Origin of the sequence: Blautia sp. HCP28S3_G10 (assembly GCF_052065235.1) — a bacterium.
GTDB lineage: Bacteria > Bacillota > Clostridia > Lachnospirales > Lachnospiraceae > Blautia_A.
On the sequence record NZ_JBQHUL010000016.1, the window covers coordinates 1 to 20515 of the forward strand.

General features: G+C 40.4%; 19 protein-coding genes. 6 read left to right on the plus strand and 13 right to left on the minus strand.

What is annotated here, in order from left to right; translation table 11 throughout:
• The first annotated feature begins 361 nt into the window (after positions 1 to 361).
• Entirely contained in the window at positions 362 to 1315 is a 954-nt protein-coding gene (locus ACTNB8_RS08100; protein ID WP_441053784.1) for a restriction endonuclease, read from the plus strand.
• Here ACTNB8_RS08100 and ACTNB8_RS08105 read toward each other — a convergent pair.
• From ACTNB8_RS08105 to ACTNB8_RS08160, 12 genes are all read right to left on the minus strand, one after another.
• Positions 1312 to 1890, minus strand: a complete 579-nt coding sequence (locus ACTNB8_RS08105; RefSeq protein WP_441053785.1) for a nitroreductase family protein — start codon at positions 1888 to 1890, stop codon at positions 1312 to 1314. The two genes, ACTNB8_RS08100 and ACTNB8_RS08105, sit on opposite strands and share 4 nt — an antisense overlap.
• Before the next feature lie 14 nt (positions 1891 to 1904).
• The gene (locus tag ACTNB8_RS08110; protein WP_441053786.1) at positions 1905 to 2915 is read right to left on the minus strand and encodes an aldo/keto reductase; all 1011 of its coding nucleotides are present in this window, start codon (positions 2913 to 2915) and stop codon (positions 1905 to 1907) included.
• Positions 2916 to 3099: 184 nt separating this feature from the next.
• A complete protein-coding gene (locus ACTNB8_RS08115; protein ID WP_441053787.1) occupies positions 3100 to 5160 on the minus strand; it encodes an aryl-sulfate sulfotransferase in 2061 nt (686 codons plus the stop codon).
• 10 nt (positions 5161 to 5170) lie between these two features.
• Positions 5171 to 7177, minus strand: a complete 2007-nt coding sequence (locus ACTNB8_RS08120; protein WP_441053788.1) for an aryl-sulfate sulfotransferase — start codon at positions 7175 to 7177, stop codon at positions 5171 to 5173.
• Between the two features lie 26 nt (positions 7178 to 7203).
• Positions 7204 to 7914 (minus strand): hypothetical protein, encoded by a 711-nt coding sequence (locus ACTNB8_RS08125; protein ID WP_441053789.1) that lies wholly within the window; start codon positions 7912 to 7914, stop codon positions 7204 to 7206.
• 14 nt (positions 7915 to 7928) lie between these two features.
• Positions 7929 to 9221, minus strand: coding sequence for a sensor histidine kinase (locus ACTNB8_RS08130; RefSeq protein WP_441053790.1), 1293 nt, complete (start codon positions 9219 to 9221; stop codon positions 7929 to 7931).
• A complete protein-coding gene (locus ACTNB8_RS08135; protein WP_441053791.1) occupies positions 9218 to 9895 on the minus strand; it encodes a response regulator transcription factor in 678 nt (225 codons plus the stop codon). The genes ACTNB8_RS08130 and ACTNB8_RS08135 overlap by 4 nt, the downstream gene beginning before the upstream one ends.
• A gap of 151 nt (positions 9896 to 10046) precedes the next feature.
• Complete coding sequence (gene efp / locus ACTNB8_RS08140) at positions 10047 to 10604, minus strand: elongation factor P (RefSeq protein ID WP_441053792.1); 558 nt, start codon at positions 10602 to 10604, stop codon at positions 10047 to 10049.
• A 78-nt stretch (positions 10605 to 10682) separates the two neighbouring features.
• Positions 10683 to 11192 (minus strand): shikimate kinase, encoded by a 510-nt coding sequence (locus ACTNB8_RS08145; protein WP_441053793.1) that lies wholly within the window; start codon positions 11190 to 11192, stop codon positions 10683 to 10685.
• A complete protein-coding gene (locus ACTNB8_RS08150) occupies positions 11189 to 11692 on the minus strand; it encodes a YqeG family HAD IIIA-type phosphatase (protein ID WP_441053794.1) in 504 nt (167 codons plus the stop codon). The genes ACTNB8_RS08145 and ACTNB8_RS08150 overlap by 4 nt, the downstream gene beginning before the upstream one ends.
• Positions 11693 to 11745: 53 nt before the next feature.
• Positions 11746 to 13107: a citrate/2-methylcitrate synthase gene (locus ACTNB8_RS08155; RefSeq protein WP_296156683.1), complete on the minus strand. Its 1362-nt coding sequence runs from the start codon at positions 13105 to 13107 to the stop codon at positions 11746 to 11748.
• 132 nt (positions 13108 to 13239) lie between these two features.
• On the minus strand, positions 13240 to 14457 hold the full coding sequence (locus ACTNB8_RS08160) for an aminotransferase class I/II-fold pyridoxal phosphate-dependent enzyme (RefSeq protein WP_441053795.1): 1218 nt from the start codon (positions 14455 to 14457) through the stop codon (positions 13240 to 13242).
• 354 nt (positions 14458 to 14811) lie between these two features.
• Here ACTNB8_RS08160 and gdhA point away from each other — a divergent pair, with 354 nt between their 5' ends.
• The 3 genes from gdhA to pap all read left to right on the plus strand — a co-directional run bounded on the left by gdhA (position 14812) and on the right by pap (position 18732).
• Entirely contained in the window at positions 14812 to 16146 is a 1335-nt protein-coding gene (gene gdhA / locus ACTNB8_RS08165; protein ID WP_441053796.1) for an NADP-specific glutamate dehydrogenase, read from the plus strand.
• A 209-nt stretch (positions 16147 to 16355) separates the two neighbouring features.
• On the plus strand, positions 16356 to 17183 hold the full coding sequence (locus tag ACTNB8_RS08170; RefSeq protein ID WP_441053797.1) for an HAD family hydrolase: 828 nt from the start codon (positions 16356 to 16358) through the stop codon (positions 17181 to 17183).
• Positions 17184 to 17259: 76 nt separating this feature from the next.
• Positions 17260 to 18732, plus strand: a complete 1473-nt coding sequence (gene pap, locus ACTNB8_RS08175) for a polyphosphate:AMP phosphotransferase (protein ID WP_441053798.1) — start codon at positions 17260 to 17262, stop codon at positions 18730 to 18732.
• Positions 18733 to 18771: 39 nt separating this feature from the next.
• Here the strand turns inward: pap and nrdR are convergent, their stop codons facing one another.
• Positions 18772 to 19224: a transcriptional regulator NrdR gene (nrdR, locus tag ACTNB8_RS08180; RefSeq protein WP_441053799.1), complete on the minus strand. Its 453-nt coding sequence runs from the start codon at positions 19222 to 19224 to the stop codon at positions 18772 to 18774.
• A gap of 125 nt (positions 19225 to 19349) precedes the next feature.
• Here nrdR and ACTNB8_RS08185 point away from each other — a divergent pair, with 125 nt between their 5' ends.
• Positions 19350 to 19613 (plus strand): YlmC/YmxH family sporulation protein, encoded by a 264-nt coding sequence (locus tag ACTNB8_RS08185; protein WP_441053800.1) that lies wholly within the window; start codon positions 19350 to 19352, stop codon positions 19611 to 19613.
• 116 nt (positions 19614 to 19729) lie between these two features.
• The gene (sigG, locus tag ACTNB8_RS08190) at positions 19730 to 20509 is read left to right on the plus strand and encodes an RNA polymerase sporulation sigma factor SigG (protein WP_441053801.1); all 780 of its coding nucleotides are present in this window, start codon (positions 19730 to 19732) and stop codon (positions 20507 to 20509) included.
• Positions 20510 to 20515 lie beyond the last annotated feature (6 nt).

Genomic DNA, 20515 nt, shown 5'->3' on the forward strand with positions numbered 1-20515 from the left:
TCAGAAAAAAGCCGCACAAACATGAGGTATTGTCAAGTGTTTTTTGAGTTACTGGTAATAAAAAAGGAAACTCCTTTTTTACAAGGAATTTCCTTAAGTAAATGACATTGGTTCACTCCATTCACAGCAACTTGGTCAAAATCCATTCCAAATCACCTTCGGTGATGGGATTTTGCCCTGTATGTCTCGGGATTTTGCCATATTCATGGCAAAACACCTCGCAGGATTACCTGTGAACAGTAACTCTACATCATCTATAATTCAATTTTCAACTTAATCCTCTTGAAATCTGTCATGAAATCTGATATCCTCCTGTTATACGAAAGTATGTTCGCTTTATATTACAGAAAGGAGCCGGTCAATGGACGGATTTCAGTTTGAATACAGATGTGCGGAACTTCTGAGAAACCGTGGATTTCACAAGGTTTCTGTTACGCAGAGCATCGGGGATCAGGGTATTGATGTCATCGCCTACAAAAACGGTAAAAAATACGGAATCCAGTGTAAATACTATTCCCATACTGTTGGTAACAAAGCCGTTCAGGAAGCTTATTCCGGCGCAGGATTTTATGACTGTGACCATGCTATGGTCATGACCAACAGCACCTTTTCACGTGCTGCCAAAGAGCTTGCCGAAAAACTTGACGTACAGCTGATGGAAGGCTGTCCTTCTAATGACATCTCAGGTGCCATGTACAAAATTCTCCGGCTTACCAATAGCTCTATACTTATTCTGGAAGCTTTTATTTTCTGTGGCAGTTTTCTTTTTCAGTATCCTGAACTGTCACTGCCCGGATATTTTTTACTTACCCTGACATTTCTTGCAGCAATTTCTTCTCTTCCTGGTTGGCACAAACTGTTCTTCAGTTTTTTTTCCGGAACATTATATCTGCTTATTTTTCTGTTACTTATTATTCCGGGGATTTTTTATGGAAACCTGAATTACTGGCTTCTTTTCAGTATTCTTCCTGTTATTTTTTCCTTTGCACATGTTTTCTTTTTGCAAAGAGATCTGGATCGATCTGACGAAGAACGTCCCGTAAAACGTAAAGAAAAGCGCAAAATTTCCCGCCTCGGACGGTTATATGCAGACGCATTATCTACTCAGCTGAAAGTTCCTGTTACTTTCCGAAACGGTCAGAAAACCGAGGAAGGATATCTGTTTGAGTATGACTGTTGCTGTTCTGATATACAGCTCATACACCGTGCGGAACTGTATTTAAACAAAAGTCTTCTCAACCGTTATGACCTTCAGATGACAGATGCAGGGCTTTCCCTGATTCAGCATGACAGGAAGAATTTCTATCACCGTTAAGAAATTATAATATCTTTTAGTTTTCGTTTCGGTACATAATGTACATCATTTTCATCACGATAATACTTTGTACTCTGGCCTTCTTCAATTTCGGTCAGGACGATTTTTTCATCTGGTTTTCCAAAAGCCACGATCAGTACCGGTATAAGATTCTCAGGAAGCTCCAGGGCTTCCTTTACTTTCTCCGGTCCGAAATTACCAATCATGCATCCTCCAAGGCCTTTTTCTGCTGCCGCAAGAAGCATGGTCTGGGCTACAATTCCCACATCTTTCTGATATCTTGCTATGGAATCTCCCAGATTCAAATCCTGGCAGATCACAATAAATCCTGTTGGACATTTTCCTACATGGGGAAGTTTCATGTCCGGCAGTGCTCTCGCCCACTTGGTAAAGCTCTGTATGAGAGCAACTTTTTCTTTCTGCCATGCGAGATAATAACGAAACGGCTGTCCATTTACACTGGAAGGTGCAAACCTTGCACAGTCTACAAAATCCGCCAGTTCTTTTTCTGTAAAATGATAAGATTCATCATATCCTCTGTAGCTTCTGCTCACCTTTACAAGGTCTTTAAACATATCAGTTTTCCTCCTCAGATCTCCCCGAAATCTTTTGCACATTGTCTGAGTTTTTCTCTGATCGGAAGGTGATACGGACATCTTGGCTCGCATTTGCCACAGCCGATGCATTCAGAAGCTTTTACCTTGAGTGTGCTGTAACGATCCCTTGCCCAGTCTCCAAGGTCATATCTCTGAAGATATCCTGCAAACAGGAACACACTCGGAATATTGATTCCGACCGTGCACGGTGCACAGTAATTACAGCGACGACAGAAATCTGTTCCCAGCTGTTTACGCACTTCATCCATCTTAGCCAGTTCTTCCTCTGTAAGTGGTGATGTGTCAGAACATGCTTTCATATTCTCTTCAATCTCTCTGCTCTCGGCCATACCCGGAATGACAACTGTAACATCAGGATTGGAACAGACATAACGAAGTGCCAGTGTCCCATCTTCGATGGCACCGCCTGCCAGAGGTTTCATATCAATAAATCCGATATTTTTTTCCGCACATTTATGGATAAGTTCCGCACCCTGCTGCTCTACAATATTATACGGGAACATGATAGTCTCAACCCAGTCCAGATCCAGTGCGCGTTCAAATACCGCAGTAGAATGGGCAGTCAGACCGATATGTCCGATTTTTCCTGCCTCTCTTGCCTCCATAAGTGCTTCCAGTGCACCGCCTTCTCCAATAACCTGATCCAACTGCTCCATGCTTGGGTTATGCACCTGATAAAGGTCTATATAATCTGTGCAGAAATTTTTAAGACTTATCTCAATATCTGCTGCCATGGCATCTTTTGTTCTGGACATTGACTTTGTTGCCAGCACAAATTTATCTCTCATTCCTTCCAGTCCATAACCAATATACTGTTCACTGACCGTATACCCTCTTGCTGAGTCAATATAGTTAATTCCTTTTTCAGCCATTTCATGAAGAAGTTTTCTCGTTCCTTCTGCATCTATTCTCTGAATAGGTATACCGCCAAAACCCATTCTTGAAATCTTAAGTCCCGTCTTTCCAAGTGTTCTGTATTCCATAATGATTTCCTCTCTCCTGTATAAATATTTTTTCGTTTTTTCTTATTATACATGGAGAAGAAAGATTTGTCATCTGCCGTTTGCTTCAACATTTTCGTATGCTGTCTGATAAAAAAATTCACTGCATATTTACAGAAAAAAAGCTCACAGACAGATATCCTCTGTCCGTGAGCCGGTTTTAAATTTATTTTATTGTGAAAGACTGGCCTGTATTGTAGAAATTATCTTCATACATCACATAAATATTATAAGTGTCTGCTTCCATTCCCTGAAGAGGGATTGGAATTGTCTCATGGAACTGCATGACAACTTTCAGATAAAGACGTATATCAGAAAGATCATAAACATAGGTATTATTTTCACTCTGAAAAATAACCTGTGAAATTCTATGGTCATCAGTACCAACATAAAGCGTTTTTCCCATTATCTTGAGGCTGACTTTATCAGATGAAATTGTCTCAGATGGTGCTGAATTTATTTTTTTGTTCGTGGAAACAGGCTGCCACAGTTCACCCTTGATATAATCATTTTCCACTTCCATCGGTGTCGCAAGGTCATTATAATCGATCAGCATTTCCGAAGCACGATAAAAACTTGTGGCAATATCAAATTCATTCAGCACTTCTCCTGTATCATAATCATATTCAAACGTTTTTCCTGTTGTCTTTATATGTCCCGACATACTGAAAATATGATTAGATTCCTCATCATAAACTGCATTGGACGTTATATTTGAAAACGCAGTCGGGATGCTCTTAATCTGTTTTACTGTACCTGCATTCTCATCAACAGAATAAACCAGAATATATGAATATCCTGTAGCCTCATAAGATGGCAGTTCGGATTTATGATTCCATAGATAATGGTTATCAAACATGGAAATCTCCACTGTATCCGGATTTCCATCCAGATCCGCACTCAGCTGATACACACTGTGTGGCTGATAATGATAGGTAAAATCTCCGTCAGGGATAAGGACATATTTTTCAAATTCTGAACCTTTCCAGAAATACGGATCACACAGAATCCATTTGATTTCTTTTGTAGCCCAGTCAATTTTTACTGATGATTCAATATTTCTGGCATTAACAAGAATTGTACCTTCTTCCGGCTGATAGGAAACTGTATTTAAATGTGCCCAGTCAAATCTGTCTGCAAATTTATCTCCAAATATATCTTTCAGATTCAGCTCATCAACAACTTCTCCTGTTTCCCTGTCAATCTCCTGAATAACGTCCTCCACATGTGCCTTCATGGAACTGCTCAGAACCAGCAGGTTACCTCCCGGTTCTTTTTCAATCACTTCATGATGAACTCCACCTGAAACATAATACATTCTGTATGCCCGTCCCAGATAATCCATTTCATACATATTCGTAGTCTGTGGTTTGTGAACCGACGGTACATATCCTGCCGGATCCTGCCATATCATTCTGTGATTACTGAGCATAAAAACTCCATAATTGGCAGTCTCCCTTGACATATACCATCGAATATCGCCCATGCAGTCATACGCAAACGGATAATGTGTACGCTGTCCATAAACCATAGTAAGTTCAAATGCTGACTCTCCTGATGTCTGAACAGGAGTAACTGCATCCTGCATATTTTCCGGGAGTGCATCTGTTGTGATTTTAATTTCCTGCAAATCCGTTGTTTTTCCCTGAGAATCCAGAAGTTCCAGTACAACCGTGTTTTCCATTCCCGGATAAAGTCCTATAATCGGGATTCTGTGAGACGTTGCCGCAGCCACTTCACCCGAAATATCAGCAGCCTCTGTCTTTCCTTTTACAGTGAAACGTACACCACAGGATTCATCTGTATCAAAAAGTACCACAGCTGTCAGAGGGGAAATCTGATATGGATTGGAAATAACCATCGGTTCTTCCCATGTATACCCGTTTTCCTGCTCTGCCTGAAGCTGCTGATCAATTTCCAGGGAGGTCTCTACCAGTGTTGCTTCTTTCTCAATAGTTGTATCAATATCATCTGAATCCTGATCATTTTCCTGGATCTTAATTGTATTATCCCTGTCCATTTTTACTTTCAGTTTCTGTTTGTAATATCCAGTATAATCAGATCTCAGTTTTTCTATGACTTCAAAAGAACTTTCCTGTCCGGTCAGTTTCATGAAAGTATTATAAATACCGATACGTTTTTTCCATCCGATGATTCCCACCGGGATCATCAGTATCAGTACAACCACAATAATGATCAGTAAAATTTTTCGACCCTTTTTCTTCATTTCTTCTCCCCTAGAAGGATAAACTATATCCCGTATTGTAGATCACTCCATCTACAGAAATATAGATATCCCAGTTACTTTCTTCAAGTCCGTCAACTGCGGTCCAGCCATTTACGCTTACTGATGTACCCTTTTCTCCATCTGTTGCCGACTGTCTGAGTTCGTATGTTCTCTGCTCATTTTCGCTCTGAAGGATCAGCTGTCCATCTTTCAGATCTGCTGCCTTTGTATCTGTCTGACAGATTCCCGTGACAGATACTTTAATATCATCAAGTGTTACACTGATTCCCTCCGGTACTGTTTCTGCCTGTGAAAGATCTGTATCTGTTGCCTCATAAGCCGTTTCTCCAAGGCTTCCCAGTACCTCCGGTACTTCTGTCAGATCTGCGGAAACTGTATATGGTGCCATACGGAATGATCTGTACGTGAGTGCATTATAGGTATCTCCAGCCACAGTCAGTTCAAAAGTCAGGTTTCCGTTATCTACCTGATCTATATGTGTCATTTTGGTAAGACCCTGCTGAAACATATCGGACGGATAGTAATCACTTCTGTTTTCTTCATCATTATGAAGATGTGATCCTGCTGTAATAAAGAGATGAGCCTTTGTTCCATCAAGAGAATCGACTCCTGAAATCCAGTCAGCATACCAGTCAGCACCGCGTTCTTTACCATATTCATAAACCTGGGAAACTGTCATATTCTCTGTATCAATGTGATAGATCACAGCTCTTGAATATACATCATCACCGGTAACACGTTTGTCATTGTCTTCTCTCTTAACCTTCGCAGTACCATTGTCAAAGAGCATAATATCGCCGTTATCCAGCATGGTTACATTATGCTGCGCATAAAACCATTCAAAATCTTCTCCCTCCGGAGTAAAGAAATATTTGCTGTCTGTTTTGTCCCAACCAGTCGGATCACCTAAAATCCATGCGATTGTTTTGTCTGATTTATTCACAGCTACGATTGCGTCTTTATGTCTGGCTGAAAGAAGGACAAGATCATTCTGTTCATCATACCAGATTCCGTTATTATGGAACCAGTCAGATTCCTCACTTCCATCGGAATCCATTGAAGCAGACTGTCCGTCTTCCATATTTATCAGGTCTTTCATATCCAGTTCCCATACAACTTCTCCTGTTGTTCGGTCAATTTCCACCACATAATCCTCTACAGAGCTTAAATCGGGACTGTCAGATGCAACAAGAAGGTTTCCGTTGGGAAGTTCTCTGAAATCATGATGCATTCCGCCTGGTACTGCATATTCTCGGTAAATTCTTCCTGTAAGATCTGTTTCAATCAGTCCTTCTTTATAATAACTGGATTTCAATACATAGGAAGCCGGCATCATAAGATGTCCGTTTTTCAGCTGATGTACTCCCAGTGTTCCTCCAATTGTGGTATAAAAACGAATATCTCCTGCTGAATCTACTGCATAAAGAGATCCCATTGTCGAGCAGAGGAACGTCAGGTTGGAATAATCATAATTATCCGGATCAGATACTTCTGCCTTGATTTCACCGTAATCAGCATTCAGTGCTTCTGTACTTACCTCATAAGAAGCAGACTTTCCATTATCAAGTTCAATAACAACTTCTGTCGTATCTCCGCTATACAGGCCGTAAACTGGTACAATATGCTGTTTTGAGGCTTCAAATGTGCCTGTAATATCGTTTTCGGATGATTTCCCTTTTACTGTAATTGTTCCACCCACTTCTTCATCTGTTGTAAATACCGCCACTGCTGACAATGGTGCTGTACCATATGGATTTACAACAATCAGTGCATCTTCCAATGAATAATCATTCCCGGCTTCCTGGAGAAGTGCCTCATCCGTTGCTTTCTGCTGTTCAAAAATATCAGTTTTTTCAAGAATAGAATTTGTCTCTGTTTCACTGGAATCCGAACTTTTTTCCGATGAAACTTCTGCTTTTATCTGTGCCGGCAATGCTGTTGATGCTGTTCCACAAAGCACCAGTGCTGCCATCCATAAATATATTCTGTTCTTCATAGAAATTCTCCCAATCGTATGATATTTTACTTTGTCAAAACGCAGTTATATTTTTCTGACTCAAAATTATAATTCAGCTGAAGTCCTTCAGCACCTTCATTTACCTCGTAGATGATCCAGCCTTCATTTGATCCGAAATTCAATGTGTTTCCAGGCATACGGACCATTCCCAGATCAGTCAGGAATTCATCGGATATTCTTTCATATGTATTTCCTTCGCTGTCAGTAACTGTCATATTTTTCCAGTCAATGCTCTCTTTACTTCCGTCCTTCTCGATCTTCATTTTGATAAGACAGAAGGTTTTTCCATCTTCTGCTTCCTTTTTAAAGTCATTTGTCTCGACACTTGTGTAACCAAGTTCCACACTGACATTTTCCAGAGAAGAATTCAGTTTTACATCTTCCACAGTCAGATTCCAGCCTGCAACAGAAGCTGTTGCACTGTCAAAATCGCCTTTTACCCCCTCAGAAGCTGCCGTTTCGTCTTCTGCTGCATCTTCTGTGTCTTCTGAAGTTTCTGTTTTCTCACTGTCTGTTGCTTCAGTATCTTCTTCCGCTGCATCATCGGTTTCTTCTGCTTCCTCAGTTTCGTCTACTTCTTCAGAGTCTTCACTTTTCTCTTCATGTGACTCAGTAACTGTTGTGTTTTCCTCTGTTTTCTTTTCAGAGCCACAACCTGCTATCATTCCTGCTGCAAGTACTACTCCGAGAATCCATGCAAATTTTCTGTTTTTCATAATCAATACACTCCTTATTTAATGTTTTGATTTTGTATTTCATATACAGGAAGTTCTATCCAGAACAGAACACCTTCTGAAAGATTTTCTGCTCCGCATCTTCCCCTATGTTTTTCCGTTATTTTTCTGACAACAAAAAGTCCAAGTCCGACATTTTTCAGTTCAGCCTGGTTGTCTGATTTCTGCTTTCTTGAAAATGTATAAAAGCTGTCCCAGATATGTTCCATCTGGTCTTTTTCAATCAGTTCACCTTCATTATAAACTTCGATACGTACCTTGTTCTTTCTTTCAGTCACACTGACACGCATCTTTCTTCCCTGACCTGTATGCTGCAGTGCATTCATAAGATAATTATTTACTGCCCGCTCCAGATACATCTGATTTCCGCAGACGCAGCATTCCGGCGTGATTTCTTTTTCTACCCGGATACAGTTTTTGCGAAAGATTGCATCATAACGCATAAGAAGATATTCCATAAGCTCTGAGACATCTGTTTTTCCTGTTTTCATACTGTCAAGCTGATTATCCAGCATGGTAAAATCAAGAAGTTCACCTATCATTGTTGACATTTTGTCCAGTTCTTCATGAATAGAGGAAAAATAATATTCCCTGTCAACCTTGTCCCCCATCATCTCAAGCATTTCCACCTGACTGGATATCACTGCAAGAGGTGTCTTGAGCTCATGGGAAATATTTGCAACAAATTCTTTCTGCCTGTCCTGAAGCTGATAATCTGCCTGCCTGTTTCGATCATGGAATCTGTTATCATATTTTTTTATGATCAGAACTTCTCCTGCCAGACACAACATGACTGCCAGACATAGATAAATAACTGTCCCCTTCATGAATTCAATGCCTGACTGAACTTCTTTTCTTATGTATACGTAATATGTCTGATCTTTCTGAAGAACTTTTCCCCTCAATATTAAAATATGTCTCAATTGATAGGAATCTTTATCTATGTAGCCTTCCGGTACAAACTGCTCTATTCTGCTTATTACATGCTTACGCACAAACTCATCGGAAATAGTATTTCTGGAAGAATATAAAATTTTATACTTCTGATCCACTATCAGCAGTTCATATTTTTCTTCCTGATATTCATTTATTGCTTCCTGCTCATCATCATTCAGATCATTCAACTCCATACCCTGAAGTTCTTTATATAAATTACGTATAACAGATGATTTCTGGTGAATATAAAAAGGATAACTTCCCAATGCATATACAGCTATTACAACAACAGCTGAAATCAATGTATACCACACCAGGATTCCATGCTCTTCTTTTCTATATTTACCTGTCATTGTTCCTCCCCGAAAACATATCCAACTCCATAAACCGTCCTGATATAATTGCACTCTTCACCAAGCTTTTTGCGTAGCTGTTTTACAAGAGTATCTATTGTCCGGATATCGCCTTCATAATCATATTCCCAGACTGCATCCAAAATAACGTTTCTCTGAAGAATCATGCCTCCATGTTCCATAAAATAAAGAAGAAGTTCATATTCTTTGCGGGTTGTCTTAATAAGTGTTCCGTTTTTATAAAGCTTCTGTGATGTCTTATCTAAACGCAGTTCTCTGTATTCCAGAACCTCTCTCATCTTTCCGGCACGTTTCAGCAATGCTTCGATATGCATTTTCACAAGACTCAGCGAAAAAGGCTTTGTGATATAATCATCTGCACCCTTTTCAAACCCGCTGATCTGATCTGCCACCGCTGATCTGGCCGACAAAATGATCACAGGAACTTCAGATATTTTTCGAATTTCTTTTAAAACTGTATAACCACTGATATCCGGAAGCATCAGATCCAGAAGTATCAGTTCTATTTCCTGTTTTTTCTCTCGAAAAAGTGTCAGGGCACTATTTCCATCGGATGCATATTCGACATCATATTCCTGCAGTGCCAGAAAATCTGTCATGGTCTTCAAAAGCTTCGGTTCATCTTCTACGATCATGATCTTAATATTTTTCATTTCTCTCTCCTGGTATTTTCATATTAAAGCAAAATAAATTATATAATCAAAATTTGATATAATTATGATAAACGAAATATTTTTGTAATTCGATAGTAATATTAGAGAAAAAAAATACCGCCGGCATTCGCCGACGGTATTTTCTACATTATCAAACACGTGACAGATATTCACCTGTTCTTGTATCGATTTTAAGTTTGTCTCCCTGATTTACAAACAGCGGAACCTGTACCTGTGCTCCTGTTTCAACAGTTGCCGGTTTAGTAGCTCCCTGCGCAGTATTTCCTGCAAATCCTGGTTCTGTTTCAATTACCTCAAGTTCAACAAACAGAGGTGGTTCAATTGCATATACGTTTCCGTTATAAGAGCAAACCTTAACAACTTCGTTTTCTTTAACAAATTTAAGAGAATCACCAACCTGATCAGCTGTAAGTGCAATCTGATCATATGTTTCTGTGTTCATGAAGTTGTAAAGTTCTCCATCATTATACAGATAACTCATATCCACACGGTCAATACGTGCCTGCGGGAATTTTTCTGTAGGACGGAAAGATTTTTCCAGTACAGCTCCTGTAATGATATTTTTATATTTTGTTCTGACAAATGCAGCGCCCTTTCCAGGTTTTACATGCTGGAATTCAACAATCTGACATACATTTCCCTCAATTTCAAGTGTGATACCGTTTTTGAAATCACCTGCTGAAATCATATTAAAATCCTCCTTCTGATAGTGTTCACTGTTAACCATTCTATAATATACATGAAAATATTTCAACTATTTTTTTTATTATGTAGCAATTTTTTCTTCTATTTCTTTTATCAGTTCTTCAAAAGGTTTCTCACCGGTAACAACTTTGATATCCGCAAACTTGTCATAAACCGGATCCCTCTGTTTCAAAAGCTTTTTGATCTTTTCATCACGGTCTTCGCCATCAAGGAGCGGGTCTTTTCTTGACCCTTCCAGTCGTTTCTTCAGTGTTGCAAATGAACCTTTAAGATATATGATAGTACCAAGCTGTTTGAGATATTTTTCGTTCTGCTCCTGCAGCGGAAGTCCCGCTCCCAGGGATATCACCTTACGGTTCTTGTCCTGTATCAGCTGTTTCAGTGCCAGAGTTTCAAGTGCTCTGTAATATGGTTCTCCAAATCTTTCAAATATTTCTCTTGCAGAAAGATTCATCTTTTTGGTGATGATCTTCTCCAGATCTATAAATGGAAGTCCCAGATCCTTCGCTAACTGTTTTCCTACTCTTGTTTTTCCTGAACCCATAAACCCAATAATGACAATATGGTTCATGAAATCCCCTCCTCCTTTTTGTAAAAATATAACACTATTTTTTCCAGATAACGCTTCAGCACTATCTGGATCTCTTCTTTTGGATTGATCGGCTTAACAAGGATATTACGGATGCCGGCTCTTTTTGCGCCCCATACATCTGTAAAAAGCTGATCTCCTATAAATATTGTGTTCCCGGTGTCCGTACCCAGAAGCTCCATTGCCTTTCTGTAATTTCCTATTGCCGGCTTATGAGCATTTTCTATAAACTTTGCACCGATCGCACTGTTAAATGATGAAACACGTTCAATTTGATTATTTGACAGAAAGCAACACTGAAATCCCAGTTCTTTCAGGTGCCTGAACAGAGCGATTGCCCTGTCATCTGCCGGTGCACCATGAGGAACCAGAGTATTGTCAATATCAAACAGAAGCCCTCGGTAGCCCTCCTGATATAATCTGTCATAATCTATCACATATGCGGAATCCAGATATTCATCCGGAAAAAAACATCGAAACATGAATTCTGTTCTCTCCTGCCAGTTTTATTGTTGCTGTGCAACAGCTGTATTTATTATCGTTCAGCCAGAGGTACATACTCTGCTTCCGGCAGAACACTCTTGTATGCAGGACGAATGATCTTGTCTGTATTGATAAGCTCTTCCATACGGTGTGCACTCCAGCCTACAATACGTGCCACTGCAAACATCGGTGTATAAAGCTCAAGCGGCAGATCCAGCATACTGTAAACAAATCCGCTGTAAAAATCCACGTTGGCACTTACACCTTTATATATTTTTCTTTCTTCTGCAATCACCTGAGGCGCCATCCATTCCACCATAGAATACAGTCTGTAATCTTTCATGCGGCCTTTTTCTTTTGCAAGGCTCTCTACAAATCCTTTCAGAACTTCAGCTCTCGGGTCTGATACAGAATAAATCGCATGTCCCATACCATAAATAAGACCGCGTCTGTCAAAAGCTTCTTTATGGAGAAGTTTTTTGAGGTATGTTCTTACTTCATCCTCATCTTCCCAGTCATGGACTTCCTTCTTCATTTCCTGGAACATCTGAATAACCTTGATGTTGGCTCCGCCGTGTTTCGGTCCCTTCAGTGAACCCAGCGCAGCAGCAACTGCAGAGTATGTATCCGTTCCCGAAGATGATACCACGTGTGTGGTAAAGGTCGAGTTATTACCACCGCCATGTTCCATATGAAGAATCAGTGCCAGATCCAGGATCTTTGCCTCAAGGTCAGTATATTTCTTGTCCGGGCGTAACATACGCAAAATATTTTCAGCTGTAGAAAGTTCTTTCTTTGGATTATGGATATAAAGGCTCTTACCTCTCACATAATGATTGTAAGCCTGATATCCGTAAACAGAAAGAAGCGGAAACACACTGATCAGATTCAGACATTGTCTCAGAACATTCGGAAGAGAAATATCATCCGGGTTATTATCATAAGAATACAGTGTAAGAACACTTCTGGACAGGGCATTCATGATATCACGTCCCGGTGCCTTCATAATAACATCTCTTACAAAGTTTCTGGGCAGTGACCGCTGATTGGCAAGAAGCGCTGAAAAATCAGCAAGTTGTTTTTCATCCGGCAGTACACCGAAAAGCAGCAGATATGTTGTTTCTTCAAATCCGAACCTGTGATCTTTCACAAAACCTGCAGTAAGGTCTTTGATATTATAACCACGGTAAAAAAGACTTCCCGCACAGGGAACTTCCTTGCCATCCACAATTTTTACAGCCTGTACATTGGAAATCTGTGTAAGCCCTGCAAGAACACCTTTGCCATTAATATCACGCAGTCCTCTTTTGACATCATATTTGCCATAAAGCGAAAGATCCATGCTGCTGTGATCCTGGCATATTCCTGTCAGCCTCTCAATCTCCGGTGTCACTTTTGTGTTAAATCCTGTCATCAAAAAATCTCCTTTCAGTTATCGTCTTCTGTCGATCAAGGTTCCTCCCTCATTTAATAATACCGGGAATCAGAATTCCCGATTGTGATACCTGTGATAAGTATATCATCCAAAAACAATTTGGTCTATAATTTAATGCTGTTTGTATGTACTTAAAAATTCCTTCAGTTTGGCAGACGCCTTTTCAAGCTGACGTATATTAGGCAGATATACCACCCTGAAATGATCCGGTTCTGCCCAGTTAAAGCCCTTGCCAGGTACAAGAAGAACCTGTTTCTGGTGCAGGAAATCAAGAGCAAACTGTTCATCATCTGTAATATTGAATTTTTCCGTATCAATCTTCGGGAAAATATAAAATGCAGCGTGTGGCTTCACAACGGAAATCCCCGGAATGTCACGAAGCGCATTATAGATGCATTCCCTCTGTTCGTATACTCTTCCACCCGGTTTAATATATTCTGTTACACTCTGATAACCGCCAAGTGCTGTCTGCACAATGGACTGTGCCGGTACATTAGAGCAAAGGCGCATCGAAGAAAGCATCTTAATTCCTTCTATATATCCCTTTGCCTTTTCTTTTGCCCCGCTTAAGATCATCCAGCCAATACGGAATCCTGCGATCATATGTGACTTGGAAAGTCCGGAAAATGTAACACAGAAAACATCCGGTGCAAGAGATGCAATAGATGTATGCTCATATCCATCCATAACAAGTCTGTCATAAATCTCATCAGAAAAAATGATCAGTTCTTTTTCTCTTGCTATCTGTGCAATCTGTTCCAGAATCTCTTTCGGATAAACAGCACCTGTCGGGTTGTTCGGGTTAATGATTACGATCGCCTTTGTTCTGTCTGTGATCTTGCTTCTGATATCTTCAATATCCGGATACCAGTCTGACTGCTCATCACAGATATAATGGACTACATTTCCACCTGCCAGTGTGGCTGTAGCAGTCCACAGGGGATAATCGGGTGCCGGGATCAGAATCTCATCTCCATTATCAAGAAGCGCCTGCATACACAGATTGATAAGCTCGCTGACACCGTTTCCTGTATAGATATCGTTCATCGTAACATTCGGTATATTTCTCAGCTGCGCATACTGCATAATGGCTTTACGTGCTGAAAATATTCCTTTGGAATCCGAATATCCCTGAGAAGTCCTGATATTGCTGAGCATATCCAGAATCACTTCCTGAGGAGCTGAGAATCCAAAAGGATATGGATTTCCGATGTTAAGCTTCAGGATCTCTTTGCCTTCTTCCTCCATTTTTGCCGCCTCATCTACCACCGGTCCTCTCACATCATACAGTACATTATCAAGCTTCGTAGATTTGTCAAATGTTCTCAAAATATTCACTCCTCTCATGATTTTTGTTGTTACTGTTCACTCCGTTCACAGCAACTTGGTCAAAATCCATTCCAAATCACCTTCAGTGATGGGATTTTGCCCCATATGTCTCGGAATTTTTCCAAATTCATGTAAAAATACCTCGCGGGATATTACCTGTGAACAGTTACTTTTTGTTCAGATTTACCATAACCTGTATTGATTAATAATCTCACATTCGGTCAAAATACGCAAGATAAAAATTTTTGCAAAAAAATTTACTCTTTCTCTTTTCAACTTTACCACATTGGTGTATAATCATACAGAATCTTGTGCAGGTCACAGGAATATTCATATGGATGAGGAGGAAATCAAATGTCTTACACAGAAGAAATTTATGAGAGAGTCGTTGCACAGAATCCTGGTGAACCGGAATTTCATCAGGCAGTAAAAGAAGTGCTCGATTCCCTGAAAGTTGCAATCGACCGCAATGAAGAAAAGTATCGCAGCTATGCGATTCTGGAACGTCTTGTTGAACCAGAAAGAATTATCTCCTTCCGTGTTCCGTGGATTGATGACAAAGGAAATGTGCAGGTAAACAAAGGTTACCGTGTACAGTTCAACAGTGCTATCGGACCATACAAGGGAGGTCTTCGTTTCCATCCGTCAGTAAACCAGAGTATTCTTAAATTCCTTGGTTTTGAACAGATCTTCAAAAATTCCCTGACAGGTCTTCCGATCGGTGGTGGTAAAGGTGGTTCCAACTTCGATCCTAAGGGAAAATCTGACAGAGAAGTTATGGCATTCTGCCAGAGTTTTATGACAGAACTCTGCAAACACATCGGTGCTGATACTGATGTTCCTGCCGGTGATATCGGTGTAGGCGGACGTGAGATCGGATATCTTTTTGGACAGTACAAACGTATCCGCAATCTTAACGAAGGCGTACTGACAGGTAAAGGACTCACATACGGTGGATCCCTTATTCGTACACAGGCTACAGGATATGGTGTTGTATATATTCTTAACGAACTGATGCAGGCACATAACGATTCCCTGAACGGCAAAACTGTTATCGTTACAGGTTCCGGAAACGTTGCCATCTACGCTGTAGAAAAAGCTACACAGCTTGGTGCAAAAGTTGTTGCAATGTGTGACTCCAACGGATTTATCCATGATCCTGAAGGAATCAAGCTTGACATCGTAAAGGACATCAAAGAAGTTAAACGTGGACGTATCAAAGAATATGCAGACCGTGTTGAAGGTGCTACCTACACAGACGGACTTGGCATCTGGAACATCAAATGTGATGTATATCTTCCATGCGCAACTCAGAACGAACTTGGTCTTGACGGAGTAAAAGCTCTGATTGCCAATGGATGCAAATATATCGTAGAAGGTGCAAACATGCCAACTACTCTGGAAGCTACTGAATACGCTATGGAAAACGGTGTTCTCTTCCTTCCTGGAAAAGCAGCAAACGCAGGTGGTGTTGCTACTTCCGCACTGGAAATGAGCCAGAACTCTCAGAGACTTTCCTGGACAGCCGAAGAAGTTGATGCAAAACTTCATCAGATCATGAAAGACATTTATGCTAAGATTGACGATGCAGCAAACCGTTATGACGCGAAAGACAATTTCGTTGTTGGTGCAAACATCGCAGCATTTGAAAAAGTTGCAGATGCAATGATCGCACAGGGTATTGTTTAATTTCTGACTTCATAAAAATAAAATTATTATAATAAAATGAGGTACTGACTTTTCAGCCGGTACCTCATTTTTATATATTATTCTATTTTCTTTTATATATCAGCGCAACAAAAAGATAACCGGATCTGCTGTTTACAAATCATTTTTTTTCAATTATAATTTTTCAAAAATGAAATCGATTTCATAATAAGGATACGAAAGGATTTACCATGGATAAAAAAATTATTTTTCTTGATATCGACGGAACTCTTGCACTCCCGGGAGAAACAGTTCCTGTTTCATCTGCCATTGAAGTAATAAAAAAAGCACATACTAAAGGACATTATGTTTTTCTCAGTACAGGACGATGCTATTCCATGATGTCACGTTTCATGAAATACGGGTTTGATGGTGCCATAGCCAGTGCAGGCGGATATGTTTTCTGCGGAGATAAAACAATCTACGACTGCCCCATGACTGAAGAACAAAAGCAGAATGTCCTCAGAATCTTTAAAGAAAATGGTGTATTCCGCACCGTTGAATGCAAAAACGGTTCTTATACAGATACAGAATTTTTTGATTTTATCCGGAAACAGTCCGGAGGAAACCTCAGCAGCGAAATGCTCCGCTGGCAAAATCAACTGACAAACTCACTTGGTATCCGCCCCATGGCAGAATACCCTGGTGATCCTGTCTATAAGCTGATACTTATGAGTCCTTCTATGAAAAACCTGGACATGTGCAGACCGGCATTGGAAAAGGATTTCAACTTCTGCATTCAGGATTCATCTGACCTTTACATAAACTGTGAACTGATAAACCGCAAATTCAACAAAGGGACTGCCGTCCTTAAAGTGTGTGACTATCTTGGCATTCCTGTTGAAAATTCCATTGCTTTTGGAGACAGCATGAATGACTGGGAAATGCTGGAAACAGCAGGACTTGGTATCTGTATGGAAAATGGAAATGAAGAATTGAAAAAGCTAGCCGACGATGTCTGCCCTGCTGTGACAGATGATGGAATACAGAAAGCTTTCCTGAAATATCATCTTGTGTAGTAATAATTCTCACAATATGATATACTGAAAACATCAGGTAAAAACAGTTTTTTTCAGAAAATATGAGGTGATTATAATGTTAAAATCATGGACACCCGCTGAAATGCCCGAAAAGTCTGATCTCAAAGAGCAGATGACTGCTGTGCAGGACAGACTTTATGATCTGCAGATGAAGATCAAAGAACACAAACTTCCGGTTCTTGTACTTTTTGAAGGCTGGAGTGCTGCCGGAAAAGGAAGCATCATTGGAAAAGTAATCAAAAACATTGACCCTCGCTTCTTTAAAGTTGCCACAATGTCTGCACCTTCGACCGAAGAAATCCGCCGTCCTTTTCTCTACCGCTACATGAAACAGATTCCTGAAGAAGGCAAATTTACTTTTCTGGATTCCGGCTGGCTTGAACAAACTGCAAAAGGAGTCCTGGAAGGCAGCATGTCAGGCGAGGCTTATGAAAAACGTACAGAAAGTATCCGGCGTTTTGAACGACAGCTTACTGACAATGGATATCTTGTTCTGAAATTTTTCATGGAAATTGACAAAGATGAGCAGAAAAAACGGATGAAAAAACTTCTTGATTCACATGATACCAGCTGGCGTGTATCTGATTTTGACATGTGGCAGCATGAACATTACAAAAAATGCGAAAAAGTTTTTGACCGTTGTCTCAAAGACACCAATCTCCCAACTTCTCCCTGGTATATTATAGATGCGGGGAACAGGAAATGGGCTGAACTCCAGGTTATGGAAACCCTGGTCAATAATATTGATGTTGCCCTGCAGAATCAGAGACACTCTGTCCCGATTCCGCAGAATGTATTTCCACTTGTAAATATGCCCAGACTTTCCGAAATTGAACTCAAAGGTAAAACTGTCGAAGATGAAAAATACAGTCAGGAACTGAAAAAGCTTCAGGTGCACCTTGGTGAACTTCACAATCGTCTTTACCGCGAACGTATTCCGGTGATCATCACTTATGAAGGTTGGGATGCTGCAGGTAAGGGCGGCAATATCAAACGGGTTGCCAGAGCTCTTGATCCCCGTGGCTATGAAGTCCACCCGATTGCAAGCCCTGAGCCACATGAAAAATCCCGTCACTATCTGTGGCGTTTCTGGACAAGACTTCCCAAAGACGGTCATATTGCCATTTTTGACCGCACCTGGTACGGTCGTGTCATGGTCGAACGTCTGGAAGGTTTCTGCAGTGAAAATGACTGGAAGCGTGCGTATAATGAAATAAATGAATTCGAAAAGGAACTCCACGACTGGGGTGCCGTGATCTTAAAATTCTGGGTACAGATAGATAAAGAAACGCAGCTCAAGCGTTTTACAGAACGTCAGAATAATCCGGAAAAACAATGGAAAATCACTAATGAGGACTGGCGTAACCGTGAAAAATGGGATCAGTATGAAACCGCTGTAAATGAAATGCTGAAAAAGACAAGCACTTCTTACGCTCCATGGCATATTCTTGAATCCGTTGATAAAAAATATGCCCGTATCAAAGCACTTAAGATTATCATAAAAGAACTTGAAAAAGTTCTCGAGTGAAATTTACCCCCTGTCAGCGATGTCTGACAGGGGGGGCTTTTATGGTTCCATAAATTTTTTCAGTTCATCCATAAAGGTGCTAACATCCTTAAACTCTCTGTATACAGAAGCAAACCGCACATAGGCAACCGCATCCAGATACTTCAGATGTTCCATGACGATTTCCCCGATATGCGTACTTGAGATCTCATGATCTGCCGCATCAAAAATATCACCCTCAATAGAATCCATCATAGCTTCGATTTTTTCTACCGGGATCGGCCTTTTATAACATGCTCTCAGGATTCCTCCCTGAATCTTGGAGCGGTCGTACTGTTCACGGGTCTGATCTTTCTTGATAACACTGAGTGGAATGTTTTCTACTTTTTCGTAGGTGGTAAAACGTTTCCCACAGGATTCGCACATCCGCCTTCTTCGGATTGAATTGGTATCTTCTACCGGTCTGGAATCAACTACTCTCGTATTATCCTGATTACAAAATGGACATCTCACGTATTTGTCCCCTTTCCCCTTTTTATGTCCAATATTATACTTTATTTTTTCTGGCCATGTCAATAAAAGTACCTGTATATTTCTGCCTTTTTATACATATATTTTGAAAAAAAGAAGTTAACATCATGCGATTATGCGAACTCAGACAAAAAGAGATCATCAACACATGTACCTGCAAAAGCCTGGGCTGCCCCGTTGATTTTGAATTCGACTGTAAAACCGGAAAAATTCAGTCAATGATAGTCCCCATACCCGGCAAATTCTGCTGTTTCTGGGGCAAAGAAAATGAATATATCATTCCATGGAACTGCATTGTACAGATTGGTGATGATATCATTCTTGTTGAACTGAAAGAAGAACACTGCTGCCGTAAAGGCCATAGTTTCTGAGCTGTCAAGGGCTTTTATTTTTTATATTTTTTACGAAAAAGTATATTTTCAATCCTACCTGAGAATCATTTTTAATACTGAGTGACTGAACAGAATGAGATTAGGAGGATACGGCGATGGCTCTGAATAAAGTTGAAATATGTGGAGTAAATACATCAAAACTTCCTGTCCTGAAACCGGAAGAAAAAGAGGAGCTTCTACGCAGAACCAAAGAAGGCGACATGCATGCGCGTGAACTCTATATCAAAGGAAATCTTCGGCTTGTACTGAGCGTGATCAAACGGTTTCAGAACAGCAGTGAAAACGCTGATGATCTATTTCAGATCGGATGCATTGGGCTTATGAAAGCAATTGATAATTTTGACACAACCTTAAATGTAAGATTTTCAACTTATGCAGTACCAATGATCGTTGGCGAAATCCGAAGATATCTCCGGGATAATAACAGCATCCGGGTAAGCCGTTCATTACGGGATATTGCATACAAAGCAATTTATGCCAAAGACAACTATGTAAAGCAGAATCTCCGTGAACCAACTGTAACAGAAATTGCCAGTGAGATCGGAGTTGAAAAAGAAATGATCGTCTATGCCCTGGATGCCATTCAAAGCCCTGTCAGTCTTTTTGAACCCGTATATGCAGAAGGTGGTGATACGCTCTACGTCATGGATCAGATCAGCGACAAGAAAAACCGCGAAGAGCACTGGATCGAAAATATCTCACTGCGTGAAGCTATGAACCGGCTTGGTGCACGGGAGCGAAATATCATAGAAATGCGGTTTTATGAGGGAAAAACTCAGATGGAAGTAGCTGATGAAATTGGTATCTCTCAGGCACAGGTCAGTCGCCTTGAAAAAAATGCCCTGAAATACATGAAAAATTATCTTCGTCCATAAAAGAGG